11 protein-coding genes are annotated in these 13,306 nt (G+C 69.5%); 6 read left to right on the forward strand and 5 right to left on the reverse strand.

Annotation, left to right across the window (positions count from 1 at the left end; translation table 11 throughout):
• Positions 1-92 precede the first annotated feature (92 nt).
• The 5 genes from ACFRMN_RS28390 (at position 93) to ACFRMN_RS28410 (ending at position 5,955) form a co-directional block, all read left to right on the forward strand.
• Positions 93-857: an IclR family transcriptional regulator gene (locus tag ACFRMN_RS28390; RefSeq protein ID WP_383024399.1), complete on the forward strand. Its 765-nt coding sequence runs from the start codon at positions 93-95 to the stop codon at positions 855-857.
• Between the two features lie 223 nt (positions 858-1,080).
• Positions 1,081-1,872 (forward strand): MIP/aquaporin family protein, encoded by a 792-nt coding sequence (locus tag ACFRMN_RS28395; protein WP_383024402.1) that lies wholly within the window; start codon positions 1,081-1,083, stop codon positions 1,870-1,872.
• Positions 1,873-1,963: 91 nt separating this feature from the next.
• Entirely contained in the window at positions 1,964-3,514 is a 1,551-nt protein-coding gene (glpK, locus tag ACFRMN_RS28400; RefSeq protein ID WP_383024405.1) for a glycerol kinase GlpK, read from the forward strand.
• Positions 3,515-3,568: 54 nt separating this feature from the next.
• Positions 3,569-5,176 carry an FAD-dependent oxidoreductase gene (locus ACFRMN_RS28405; RefSeq protein ID WP_383024408.1) on the forward strand — a complete coding sequence of 536 codons (1,608 nt, stop codon included), beginning with the start codon at positions 3,569-3,571 and terminating at the stop codon, positions 5,174-5,176.
• 107 nt (positions 5,177-5,283) lie between these two features.
• Entirely contained in the window at positions 5,284-5,955 is a 672-nt protein-coding gene (locus ACFRMN_RS28410; RefSeq protein ID WP_383024410.1) for a FadR/GntR family transcriptional regulator, read from the forward strand.
• A 73-nt stretch (positions 5,956-6,028) separates the two neighbouring features.
• Here the strand turns inward: ACFRMN_RS28410 and ACFRMN_RS28415 are convergent, their stop codons facing one another.
• Genes ACFRMN_RS28415 through ACFRMN_RS28435 form a run of 5 tightly spaced genes read right to left on the reverse strand, consistent with a single transcriptional unit; the run spans position 6,029 to position 11,849 of the window.
• Positions 6,029-7,057 (reverse strand): ABC transporter permease, encoded by a 1,029-nt coding sequence (locus ACFRMN_RS28415; RefSeq protein WP_383024413.1) that lies wholly within the window; start codon positions 7,055-7,057, stop codon positions 6,029-6,031.
• Positions 7,054-8,622, reverse strand: coding sequence for a sugar ABC transporter ATP-binding protein (locus ACFRMN_RS28420; RefSeq protein WP_383024415.1), 1,569 nt, complete (start codon positions 8,620-8,622; stop codon positions 7,054-7,056). Before ACFRMN_RS28420 ends, ACFRMN_RS28415 begins: the two co-directional genes overlap by 4 nt.
• Positions 8,623-8,624: 2 nt before the next feature.
• Positions 8,625-9,698, reverse strand: coding sequence for a sugar ABC transporter substrate-binding protein (locus ACFRMN_RS28425; protein ID WP_383024418.1), 1,074 nt, complete (start codon positions 9,696-9,698; stop codon positions 8,625-8,627).
• Between the two features lie 43 nt (positions 9,699-9,741).
• Positions 9,742-10,533: an SDR family NAD(P)-dependent oxidoreductase gene (locus ACFRMN_RS28430; protein WP_383024421.1), complete on the reverse strand. Its 792-nt coding sequence runs from the start codon at positions 10,531-10,533 to the stop codon at positions 9,742-9,744.
• On the reverse strand, positions 10,530-11,849 hold the full coding sequence (locus ACFRMN_RS28435; protein ID WP_383024423.1) for an enolase C-terminal domain-like protein: 1,320 nt from the start codon (positions 11,847-11,849) through the stop codon (positions 10,530-10,532). The genes ACFRMN_RS28430 and ACFRMN_RS28435 overlap by 4 nt, the downstream gene beginning before the upstream one ends.
• A 250-nt stretch (positions 11,850-12,099) precedes the next feature.
• Here ACFRMN_RS28435 and ACFRMN_RS28440 point away from each other — a divergent pair, with 250 nt between their 5' ends.
• Positions 12,100-13,245, forward strand: a complete 1,146-nt coding sequence (locus ACFRMN_RS28440; protein ID WP_383024426.1) for a PAC2 family protein — start codon at positions 12,100-12,102, stop codon at positions 13,243-13,245.
• Positions 13,246-13,306: the final 61 nt, after the last annotated feature.

Below are 13,306 nucleotides of genomic sequence, written 5' to 3' on the forward strand. Positions count from 1 at the left end.
CGCGGTCTTGACAGATCCTCTCGATGGAGAGAGAAGGTCGGCATCGACCGATAGTGTTCAGCATTGTCGAACGTAGTGGAGGTCCGGGTCCGATGGCGAAGAACATCCAGTCGCTGGAACGGGCGGCGGCGATGCTGCGGCTGCTCGCGGGCGGTGAGCGCCGGCTCGGCCTGTCCGAGATCGCCTCCTCGATCGGGCTGGCCAAGGGCACCGCGCACGGCATCCTGCGCACACTCCAGGCGGAGGGCTTCGTCGAACAGGACGCCGCCTCGGGCCGCTATCAGCTGGGGGCCGAGCTGCTGCGCCTGGGCAACAGCTATCTGGACGTGCACGAGCTGCGCTCCCGCGCCCTGGTGTGGACGGACGATCTGGCCAGGTCGAGCGGCGAGAGCGTCCACCTGGGGGTGGTGCACCAGCAGGGCGTCCTGATCGTCCACCATGTCTTCCGCCCGGACGACAGCAGGCAGGTGCTGGAGGTGGGCGCCATGCAGCCGCTGCACTCCACCGCGCTGGGGAAGGTGCTCTCGGCGTACGACCCGGTGGCGCACACCGAGGCGGTGGAGGGCGAACGTACGGACTTCACCTCGCGGACCATCACCGATTTGGCGGAGTTCGAATCGGTGCTCGACCTGACCAGGGCGCGCGGCTGGGCCGCCGACATCGAGGAGACCTGGGAGGGCGTGGCCGCGGTTGCCGCCCCCATTCATGACCGGCGGCGGATGCCGGTGGGCGCCATCGCCATCACCGGCGCGGTCGAGCGGCTGTGCCCGGCCGGCGAACTGCGCTCCGAACTGGTCGCGGCGGTCCGTGAATGCGCCCGCGCGGTTTCCAGGGACATCGGCGCCGGGCGGTTTTGAACCGAATGCCGGATCATCGGTACTGATCGAGGTTTCGGCCACTGAACCCTTGACGACGCTGCACCACAGGACAAAACTGCCGTTCAACGGTCGGCATTGTCGAACACTTACCGGCAATACGAGTTAGTGTGTGACAACGCCAAGGGCCGGTAGCCCTCGCCCGAGGGCGCGGACCACTGGTGTGAGCCGGCGGTTTGTCTTTCCCTGGACGAAGGAGTCTCGGGTGTCCAACTTCGACATCTTCATAGGTGAGGTCACGGGCACCGCCCTGCTGATCCTCCTCGGTGGCGGCGTGGTCGCAGGCGTCGTTCTCAAGCGTTCCAAGGCACAGAACGCGGGCTGGCTCGCCATCAGCTTCGGCTGGGGTTTCGCCGTCATGGTCGGCGCGTATATGTCCGCTCCCCTCTCCGGCGCTCTGCTCAACCCGGCGCTCACCGTGGGTCTCGCGATCGAGGGCGGTGTCAAGTGGGGCGATGTCCCGCTCTACATCGGCTCCCAGATGCTGGGCGCGATGATCGGCGCCTTCCTGGTGTGGGTGGCCTACATGGGCCAGTTCAAGGCTCATCTGACCGACCCGGACATCCTCGCGGCGCAGCCCGCGGTCGAAGGGCTCGTCGACCAGAAGTCGGCGCCCAAGGCGGGGCCGGTGCTCGGTGTCTTCTCCACCGGACCCGAGGTCCGTAACGTACTGCAGAACGTACTGACGGAGATCATCGCCACATTCGTCCTGGTCATCGCGATCCTCACGCAGGGTCTGAACAACTCGGGCAATGGCCTCGGCACCCTCGGTGTCCTGATCACCTCGTTCGTCGTGGTGGCCATCGGTCTCTCGCTGGGCGGCCCGACCGGGTACGCCATCAACCCGGCCCGGGACCTCGGGCCCCGGATCGTGCACGCGCTCCTGCCGCTGCCGAACAAGGGCGGCTCCGACTGGACGTACGCCTGGATCCCGGTGGTCGCGCCCCTGATCGGCGCGGCACTGGCGGGCGGTTACTACAACTGGGCCCTCGCGTAAGAGGTCGCGCCCATCGGCACGCGACGCCGCCCCGCCGAGGTGCGCGGCCTCCAAGCCCCCTTCACCCCCGCATCGAACAGGAGCAGACACCGTGAGCGACACCACCACCACCGGAACCTCCTCCCACGGGACGGGGCCGTTCATCGCGGCCATCGACCAGGGCACCACCTCCAGCCGCTGCATCGTCTTCGACCGGGACGGCCGTATCGTCGCGGTCGACCAGAAGGAGCACGAGCAGATCTTTCCCAAGCCGGGCTGGGTGGAACACAACGCCAAGGAGATCTGGACAAACGTCCAGGAAGTCGTGGCCCGTGCCATCGAGAAGGCGGGCATCACCTCCGCCGATGTCAAGGCCATCGGCATCACCAACCAGCGCGAGACCACCCTGCTCTGGGACAGGAACACCGGCGAGCCCGTCCACAACGCCATCGTCTGGCAGGACACCCGCACCGACGCGCTCTGCCGGGAACTCGGCCGCAATGTCGGCCAGGACCGCTTCCGCCGCGAGACGGGTCTGCCGCTGGCGAGCTACTTCGCGGGGCCGAAGGCCCGCTGGCTGCTCGACAATGTCGCGGGGCTTCGCGAGCGCGCGGAACGCGGCGACATCCTCTTCGGAACCATGGATTCCTGGGTCATCTGGAATCTGACCGGCGGCACCGACGGCGGGGTGCATGTCACGGACGTCACCAACGCCTCCCGCACGATGCTGATGAATCTGCACACCATGGCGTGGGACCCGAAGATCCTGGACTCGATGGGGGTCCCGGCCGCGATCCTGCCGGAGATCCGCTCCTCCGCCGAGGTGTACGGAAACGCCAAGGGCGGCGCTCTGCACGGCATCCCGGTCGCCTCCGCGCTCGGCGACCAGCAGGCGGCGCTGTTCGGCCAGACCTGTTTCGCCGAGGGCGAGGCCAAGTCGACGTACGGCACCGGCACCTTCATGCTGATGAACACCGCGCACAAGCCGGTCAACTCGTACAACGGCCTGCTGACGACCGTCGGCTACCGCATCGGGGACCAGCAGGCGGTGTACGCGCTGGAGGGCTCCATCGCCGTGACCGGCTCGCTGGTGCAGTGGATGCGCGACCAGATGGGACTGATCAACTCGGCGGCCGAGATCGAGACCCTGGCGTCGTCGGTCGAGGACAACGGCGGCGCGTACTTCGTCCCCGCCTTCTCCGGTCTCTTCGCGCCGCACTGGCGTCCCGACGCCCGCGGTGTGATCGCCGGTCTGACCGGCTATGTGACCAAGGCGCATATCGCCCGCGCGGTACTGGAGGCCACGGCCTGGCAGACCCGTGAGATCAGCGACGCCATGACCAAGGACTCCGGCGTCGAGCTGACCTCGCTCAAGGTCGACGGCGGGATGACCTCCAACAATCTGCTGATGCAGACGCTCTCGGATGTCCTCGACGCACCCGTGGTGCGCCCGATGGTCGCCGAGACGACCTGCCTCGGCGCCGCCTACGCCGCGGGGCTGGCCGTGGGCTTCTGGCCGGACACCGACGCGCTGCGCGCCAACTGGCGCCGGGCCGCCGAGTGGACGCCCCGGATGGACGCGAACACCCGCGACCGTGAGTACAAGAACTGGCTCAAGGCAGTCGAGCGCACCATGGGCTGGCTCGACGACGACAGCAGCTGACTACCCGTCAGCTCACTCGCCGGTGAGCCGGTGAGATCCGAAGAGGAGTGAACAATGAGCACCCTGCAGCGCGTTCCCGCACTGGGGACGCACCCGGCCGGCGGTTCCCTGCCGACCCGCGCCGAGACCCGGGATCAACTGTCCAACGCGACGTACGACCTCCTGGTGATCGGCGGCGGCATTCTGGGCATCTCCACCGCCTGGCACGCCTCCCAGTCGGGACTGCGGGTGGCCCTGGTGGACGGCGGCGACTTCGCCGGCGCCACGTCGTCCGCCTCTTCGAAGCTGCTCCACGGCGGGCTGCGCTATCTGCAGACCGGCGCGGTCAAGCTGGTGGCGGAGAACCACTTCGAGCGCCGTGCGGTGTCCCGGCAGGTGGCACCGCATCTGGCCAATCCGCTCACTTTCTATCTGCCGGTCTACAAAGGCGGGCCGCACGGCGCGGCGAAGCTCGGCGCGGGCGTCTTCGCCTACTCCGCGCTCTCCGCGTTCGGTGACGGCGTCGGCCATGTGATCAGCCCGGCCAGGGCACGGCAGGCCGTGCCCGAACTGCGTACGGACAATCTGAAGGCCGTGGCCGTCTACGGGGACGACCAGATGAACGACGCACGGATGGCGCTGATGACGGTCCGGGCGGCCGTCGACTCGGGCGCCACCGTCCTCAACCACGCCGAGGTCACCGGACTGCGCTTCACCCAGGGGCGGGTGACCGGCGCCGATCTCAGGGACCGGATGGACGGTACGGAGTTCGGCGTCGACGCCCGGCTCGTACTCAACGCCACCGGACCCTGGGTCGACCATCTGCGGAAGATGGAGAACCCGGACGCGGCGCCGTCCATCCGGCTCTCCAAGGGCGCGCATCTGGTGCTCAGGCGTACCGCCCCGTGGAAGGCCGCGCTCGCGACCCCGATAGACAAGTACCGCATCACCTTCGCCCTCCCCTGGGAGGACATGCTGCTGCTCGGTACGACGGACGAGGAGTACGAGGGCGAGCCCGGGGACGTCGCGGTCAATGAGAAGGACATCCACCAGATCCTGGACGAGGCGGCGTTCTCGGTCCGCGACCAGCAGCTGACCCGTGATCTGATCACCTACTCCTTCGCGGGTCTGCGCGTACTGCCCGGTGGCCCCGGCGACACCTCCAAGGCCAAGCGCGAGACGGTGGTGACCGAGGGCCGCGGCGGCATGCTGTCGGTCGCCGGCGGCAAGTGGACGACCTTCCGCCATATCGGCCGTACGGTGCTCGCCAAGCTGGAGTCCTTGCCCGGTCATCCGCTCGGCGAGGGCATGGAGCCGGTCTCCCGGCTGCCGAAGAAGCTGCCGCTGCCCGGGATCGCCAGCCCGAACGCGGTCGCGCACCGGCTGCTGATCGACGGCGGCGGCACGGGCCCGTCGATGGCGGTGGACACCGCCCGTCATCTCGCCACCCACTACGGCTCGCTGGCCTTCGACATCGTGCGGCTGGCGAACGAGTACCCGGCGCTGAGCGAGCGGATCCACCCGGACGCCCCGGAGATCTGGGCACAGGTCGTCTACGCCCGGGACCACGAGTGGGCCGAGACGGTGGACGACGTACTGCGCCGCCGTACGACACTGACGATCCGCGGCCTGGACACGGAGGACATCCGTTCCCGCGTCGAGACACTGCTCGCCGAGCGCTGAAGGCACATCCGTACGAGTCGAGGGGCGCTCCCCGCCGGGGAGTGCCCCTCCTCGGCGTTCGGGGACGCATAATGGGGGCCGATACATCGGATGTATGGAGGTCGCCCATGGCTGTCACCGACGAGGCCATCGAGAAGATCAAGGGAATGATCGTCTCCGGCGCGCTGCGCCCGGGCGACCGCCTCCCCAAGGAGAGCGAGCTCGCCGCCGAGCTGGGGCTGTCCCGCAACTCGCTGCGCGAGGCGGTGCGCGCCCTGTCGCTGATCCGCATCCTCGACGTACGGCAGGGCGACGGCACGTATGTCACCAGCCTCGATCCCCAGCTGCTGCTGGAAGCGCTCAGCTTCGTCGTGGACTTTCACCGGGACGACACGGTGCTGGAGTTCCTGGCCGTACGGCGCATCCTGGAGCCGGCCGCCACCGCGATGGCGAGCGCCCGGATAACCGAGGCCGAACTCGACGTGCTGAGCGACCAGTTGGACGCTCTGGGGGAACGGCCCTCGGTGGAGCAGCTGGTCGCCGCCGATCTGGAGTTCCACCGGGGGATCGTGCAGTCGTCGGGCAACTCGGTGCTCTGCTCGCTCCTGGACGGGCTCTCCGGGCCCACCACCCGGGCCAGGATCTGGCGCGGGCTGACCCAGGAGGACGCGGTCAGCCGTACGCTCCACGAGCACCGGGCGATCCTGGCGGCGCTCAGGGACCGGGACGCCGAAGCGGCCCGGTCCTGGGCGACGGTCCATATCGCGAGTGTGGAGATGTGGCTGAGATCCACCCTCTGAGGTCCGCCCTCTGAGGTCCGCCCTCTGAGGTCTCGCATGAGGCCCGCCTCGGGGGGCGGGCCCCATGGGTCGGTCAGTCCTGCTTCTCGCCGCTCGCGAAGCGCGAGATGACCAGCGCGACGATGATGATCGCGCCGTTCAGGAACTGGTTCCAGAGCGCGGGCACGCCCCCGAGCGTCATCACATTGACCACCAGCTGAAGGGTCAGCACCCCCGTCAGCGCCCCGAAGAGCGTGCCGCGCCCGCCCTTCAGGCTGATGCCTCCGATCACCGCGGCGGCGAAGACCTGGAAGATCCAGCCATTGCCCTGGGTGGCCGCGACCGAGCCGTAGTGGCCGGTGTAGAGGATGCCCGCGAAGGCCGCGAGCAGCCCGCCGATGGCGAGCACGATCCAGGTGATCCGGTCCACCCTGATCCCGGCGGCGCGGGCCGCCTCCGGGTTGCCGCCGATGGCGTACAGCGAACGGCCGTGCCGCAGCCAGGCCAGCGCCGCACCTCCGATCGCGAACAGCGCCAGACAGATCCAGACGGCGGCGGGGGCGCCCAGCCAGTCGGTCTTGCCCAAGTACCGGAAGGACTCCGGGACATCGGTGATCGACTTGCCCTCGGTGATGCCGATATGGAGTCCGCGCAGCATGGTGAGCATGCCGAGGGTGGCGATGAAGCCGTTGACGCGCAGCTTCAGCATCAGGAAGCCGTTGACCACGCCGATGGCCATACCGACCAGCAGACAGGCGGGGATGGCCATCCAGACCGGCAGCAGGTCGAGCCCGGCGAACCGGCCGCCCTCGGAGGGCAGGACCAGCCACATGGCGATGACCGGCGCGATCCCGATCGTCGACTCCAGCGAGAGGTCCATCCGGCCGCAGATCAGGATCAGTGCCTGGCCGAGCACCAGCAGACTCAGCTCCGAGGACTGCTGGACGACGCTGATCAGATTGCTGGAGGTGAGGAAGACCGGCGAGACGATGAAGCCGATCACCATCAGCACCAGGATCACCGGCACCAGGGAGAAGTCGCTCCACCGGATGAGCCGGAGCCGGTTCAGCGGGCTCGCGCCGTCGGCCTCCTCGGCCACCGGCGGACGCATCGTCTCGGTCATTCCCGCTCCCCCACACCTTCCATGGCGGCGACCAGTTCCCGGTCGGTCCACCCACTTCCGAACGAAGCCACCACACGCCCGTGGAACAGGGCGAGTACCCGGTCGCACACCCGCAGATCGTCCAGCTCGTCCGAGACGATCACGGCCGCGCTGCCCTCGTCCGCCACTCTGCGCACCACGCCGAGCAGCGAGTCCTTCGACTTGACATCGACGCCCGCGGTGGGCCGCAGCGCGATCAGCGCGCTGGGTCCGCGCGCCAGGGCGCGGGCGACGACGACCTTCTGCTGGTTGCCGCCGGACAGCCCGGAGACCGGCTGTTCCGGGCCCTGGGTCTTGATGTCCAGCGACTTGATCATGGCTCTGGCGAACTCCCTGGTCCGGGAGGGCAGTACGGTCCCCCACGGGCCGAGCTGGTCGGTGACCGTGAGGGTGGCGTTCTCGGCGACGCTGCGGTCCAGGACGAGCCCCTGGCGGTGCCGGTCCTCGGGGATGTAGCCGATGCCCGCGTCCAGCGCGTGCGGAACGCTGCCCGGCCTCACCGTACGGCCGCGTACGGAGATCCGTCCCGAGGTCGCCGTACGCATCCCGGCGAGCGTCTCGCCGAGCGCGGTGTTGCCGCTGGCCGCGGCTCCGGCCAGGCCAAGCACCTCACCGGGCCGTACGGCCAGATCCAGCGGCTCGAACTCGCCCTCCAGCGCCAGCGCTTCGGCCTTGAGTACGGGCTCGGCGGCCGGGTCCTTCGCGTCCGCCGCGTCCTGCGGATCCGTCGTGTCCGCGCGCGCGGCGTGCCAGGCGGTGGCCGTCCCCGCGGACTCGCCGGTCATCGCCGTCACCAGGTCCGCCTTGGACAGCTCGGCGACCGGAGCGCTCAGCACATGGCGGGCGTCCCGGTAGACCGTGACGGTGGTGCACAGTTCGTACACCTCCTGGAGATGGTGGGAGATGAAGAGGAACGCCACGCCCTGGCCGCGCAGTTCCCGCAGCTTGTCGAAGAGCCGCTGGATGCCGCGCGCGTCGAGCTGCGCCGTGGGCTCGTCCAGGATGATGAGCCGGGCGCCGAAGGACAGCGCACGGGCGATCTCGACGAACTGCCGCTGCTCGACGGGGAGATCCTTGGCGCGGGCGTCGGGGTCGACCTCGACCCCGTACCCGGCGAGCAGTTCGCGCGCCTGCTTGCGCAGCCCCCGCCAGCTGATGAGGCGCCGCCCGCCCGACCCGGATCCCCGCACTCCGTAGTCATTGAGGAACAGGTTCTCGGCGACGGTCAGATCGGGCACGACCATCGACTTCTGGTACACGCAGGCGACCTTGGACTGCCAGGCCGAGGTGTCCCCGAAGGCGGGCGCGGGCTCGCCGCCGAAGGTCACCTCGCCGGCGTCCGGTCTGTGCAGCCCGGTGAGGACGCTGACCAGGGTGGACTTGCCCGCGCCATTGCGGCCGACGAGCGCGTGGGACTCACCGGGCCGTACGGTGAGCCGGACTCCGTCGAGCGCCACGGTGGGACCGAAGCGCTTGACGATGCCTTCCGCGTGGACCGCGGCGGGGGCCCGCTGCTGCTGATCCATGGCTAGCTCTTCTTCTCCAGCTGGTTGGCCCAGAGCTTCGGGTCGTCCACGTTCTCCTTGGTCACCAGCGGCGCGGGGAGCTGGTCCTCGAAGCCGTTCGGGATCTTGATGATCGTGGAGTCGTGGTCGGTCGGCCCCTCCTTGGGGGTGGTGCCCGCGAGCGCCTGCTTCGCCCAGTACAGCGCGTACTTGGCGTACAGATCGGCCGGCTGGGAGACCGTGGCGTCGATCTTCCCATCCCGGATCGCGTCCAGCTCCTCGGGGATGCCGTCATTGGAGATGATCGTGATGTGCCCCGCCTCGCCGGGCGCCTTGAGCAGCTTCTTCTGCTCCAGCAGGGCCAGTGTCGGCTGGAGGAAGACGCCGCCCGCCTGCATATAGATGCCGTTGATGTCCGGGTGGGCGGCCAGGGTCGACTGGAGCTTCGCCGAGGCCACATCGCCCTTCCACTCGGTGGCCAGCTCAAAGACCTTGATACCGGGGAACTTCTGGTCCATGCAGGACTTGAACGCCTCCGAACGGTCACGGCCGTTGATGGAGGAGAGGTCGCCCTGGAACTCGACGACCTTGCCCTTGCCCTTGAGCTGCTTGCCCAGGTAGTCGCAGGCCTTCTCGCCGTACGCGCGGTTGTCGGCCCGTACGACCATGTAGACATCGCCCTTGTCGGGCCGGGTGTCGACGCTGATGACGGGGATCTTCTTCTCGCTCAGCGTCTGAAGCGTCTCGGCGATCGCCCCGGTGTCCTGCGGCGCCATGACGACGGCCTTGGCGCCCTGGTCCGTGAAGACCTGGACGTTGGAGACGAGCTTGCCGATGTCGTTCTGCGAGTTGGTCAGGGAGAGCGCGTCGACCTCACCGTCCTTGACGCCCTGCTCGACGTACTGCTGATAGGAGTTCCAGAAGTCGCTGTCGCTGCGCGGCAGGTCGATACCGACCTTGCCACCGCCGGCCGCGTCGCTGCCCTGGTCGCGGTTGCAGCCCGCCAGGGCGGTCACGGCCAGGAGCACGGCGCAGGCCGAGGCGCTCGTCGTACGGAGTCTACGGAGTGGGGGGCGTCCCACAGGCTGTCGCGGCATGGATTGTCCCGTCCTTTGTCCCTCATGCGTGCGTGAGTACGGCTCAGGTGGCGGGGCGCAGGCGCAGGCCCTGCATTCCGCCGTCGACCGGGAGCGCCGTGCCGGTGACGGCGGCGGCGGCCGGGCTGGCGAGATAGGCGACGGCGGCGGCGACCTCGTCCGCGCCGACCAGCCGTCCGGTGGGCTGGCGCGCTTCGAGGGCGGCGCGTTCGGCCGCGGGGTCCTGGGCCTGGTCGAGCAGTCTGCCGACCCAGGGCGTATCGGCGGTACCGGGGTTGACGCAGTTGACGCGGATGCCCTCACGGACATGGTCGGCGGCCATCGCCAGGGTCAGCGAGAGGATCGCGCCCTTGCTGGCGCTGTACAGGGCGCGCTGGGGCAGCCCCGCGGTGGCGGCGATCGAGCAGGTCTGGGTGATCGAGACGCAGCCGGGCCGCTCGGCGGCCGTACGGCGCAGATGGGGCAGGGCGTGCCGGGCGGTGCGGACCATGCCGAGGACATTGATGTCGAGGACTCGCAGCCACTCCTCGTCGGCGTTGTCCGCGACGGTGCCGATGGCGCCGACCCCCGCGTTGGACACGAGCGTGTGCAGTCCGCCGAACTCCTCGGCCGCCGCGTCCACGGCCGCCCGTACCGCCGCGTCGTCGGTGACATCGGCGGTGAGGGCCAGCGTTCCGGCGGGCGCTCCGGCGCTCTCGCGGTCCAGTACGGCGACCTTGGCGCCCCGCGCGAGCAGCAGCGTCGCGATGGCCGCCCCGATCCCCGAGGCGCCACCGGTCACCAGTGCGCCGAGCCCTTCGAAATCCCGTACCTGTGCTGCCTCTGCGGCGGTCATGCGCCGGCCTCCTCGGTCGTGCGACGGGCCTGCCAGACGGGCCCGTCGGGATAGCTGTGCGCGGCGATGGACTCCGGGAGCATCCGGGCGGAGAAGCCCGGTGCGCTCGGTGTCTGATAGCGCGCGGAGACGACCACCGCCGGGTCGGCGAAGTGCTCGTGGAGATGGTCGACGTACTCGATGACCCGGCCCTCCAGGCTGCCGGAAACGGCGACGTAGTCGAACATCGAGAGATGCTGGACGAGTTCGCAGAGGCCGACGCCGCCCGCGTGCGGGCAGACGGGCACGCCGAACTTGGCCGCGAGCAGCAGGATCGCCAGATTCTCATTGACGCCGGCGACCCGGGCCGCGTCGATCTGGACATAGTCGACGGCGCCGGCCTGGAGAAGTTGCTTGAAGACGACCCGGTTGGCGACATGCTCGCCGGTGGCCACCTTGACCGGCTGGCCGGCCCGGATCGCGGCGTGGCCGAGGATGTCGTCGGGGCTGGTCGGCTCCTCGATCCAGTGCGGTTCGTACGGCGCGAGGGCCGACATCCAGCGCAGCGCCTCGGACACGTCCCAGCGCTGGTTGGCGTCGACGGCGATCCGGATGTCGGGGCCGACGGCGGCGCGGGCCAGCTTCATCCGGCGGATGTCGTCGTCGAGATCGCCGCCGACCTTCAGCTTGATCTGTTCGAAGCCGTCGGCGACCGCCTCTTCGGCGAGCGTCACCAGCTTGGCATCGTCGTAGCCGAGCCAGCCGGGCGAGGTGGTGTACGCGGGGTAGCCCTCGGCCCGCAGCCGGGCGGTGCGCTCGGCGCGCCCCGGCTCGGCGGCACGCAGGATGTCCAGCGCCTCGTCCGGGGTGAGGGCGTCGGTCAGATAACGGAAGTCGACGAGCGAGACGATCTCCTCCGGCGTCATCCCGGCAAGGAACTCCCAGACGGGTCTGCCCGCGCTCTTGGCCGCGAGATCCCACGCGGCGTTGATGACGGCGCCCGCCGCCATGTGCATCACGCCCTTCTCCGGGCCGAGCCAGCGCAGTTGCGAGTCATGGGTCAGTTCGGTGGAGAGCGCGGCGAGATCGGCCGGGGTACGGGGGGCCGGACGCCCGACGACATAGTGGCGCAGCGCTCCGATGGCCGCCGCGGTGACGTCATTGCCGCGCCCGATGGTGAAGCAGAGGCCATGGCCTTCCGCACCGTCGTCGGTTCGCAGGACCACATAGGCGGCCGAGTAATCCGGATCGGGGTTCATGGCGTCGGAGCCGTCGAGCTGTTCCGAGGTCGGGAAGCGGATGTCGTGAACCTCGAATCCCGTGACGGTCTGACTCATACACGCCCCTTGAAAAGAACATCGGATCTCTTTTGGTCATCCGATGTATAGCGTCGTCGGCGCCCGATCGTCCAGGGCTGGAACGAAAATTACGATCACAGCTCGGATGAATCGTCAGTGCGAGACCGCGATCCGTCGGGCTATGCCCCGGTACGAAGAAGTTCACCCGGCCGGGCACGGGCTGCGGGCGGGCAGGCGTGAAGCCGTAAGGTTGGTGCGTACGAGAGGGAACTTCGGAAGGAGGCACTGGGTGATCGAGCTCGACGGGGTTCCCGAGCTGATCGACCCGGTCATGGTGGCCGCGTTCGAGGGCTGGAACGACGCGGGCGACGCGGCCTCCACCGCGGTGGCGCATCTGGACCGGGAGTGGAAGGGCGAGGTGTTCGCGGCGCTGGACGCCGAGGACTACTACGACTTCCAGGTCAACCGGCCCACGGTCTATCTGGAGGGCGGCCTGCGGAAGATCACCTGGCCGACCACCCGGCTCTCCGTGGTGCGGGTCGGCGGTGAGAAGCCCCGCGATCTGGTGCTGGTCCGCGGGATCGAGCCGTCCATGCGCTGGCGCTCGTTCTGCAACGAGCTGCTGGGCTTCGCCCATGAGCTGGGCGTCGAGATGGTGGTCATCCTGGGCGCGCTGCTCGGCGACACCCCGCACACCCGGCCGGTGCCGGTCAGCGGGGTCACCTCCGACACGGACCTGGCCAGGACGATGGACCTGGAGGAGACCCGGTACGAGGGGCCGACCGGCATCGTCGGCATCCTCCAGGAGGCCTGTACGCACGCGGGTGTGCCCGCGGTGAGTCTGTGGGCCGCCGTACCGCACTACGTGTCGCAGCCGCCCAACCCGAAGGCCACGCTGGCGCTCCTCAACCGGCTGGAGGACCTCATCGGTCTCCGGATCCCGCAGGGTGAACTGGCCGAGGACGCACGGGCGTGGCAGCTGGGCGTGGACCAACTGGCCGCCGAGGACAGCGAGGTGGCGGAGTACGTCCAGTCGCTGGAGGAGGCGCGGGACACCGCGGAGCTTCCCGAGGCGTCGGGCGAGGCCATCGCCCGGGAGTTCGAGCGGTATCTGCGGCGGCGTGACGGCGATCCCGGCCAGGGGCCCGGAAGCCATGCCACGGAGAGTGGTGAGGGTCCGTCCTATCTGCGCGACACGCCGGGTGGCCGGCGCCGCCCGCAGAAACCGCCGCGCGGCGGCCCCGACACGGGCAAGGGCCCCGAGCAGGGTCCGGGTCCCGAGCAGGGTCCGGGTCCCGAGCAGGGTCCGGGTCCCGAGCGGGGCTCAGGACCGGCGCCGGACACGGGTCCTGACGGGGAGCCGGATCCTGACCGGGAGCCGGGTCCTGACCGGGACACTCGCCCCGAAGACGAGGACGGCTCCTCCGAGGACTGAACGCGCGCCTCGGGAGCGGAGCCTACGGCGGTACGGGAGCGGGGCGGTGCCTTCTCGGCAC

Source organism: Streptomyces sp. NPDC056835 (assembly GCF_042789485.1).
GTDB lineage: Bacteria > Actinomycetota > Actinomycetes > Streptomycetales > Streptomycetaceae > Streptomyces.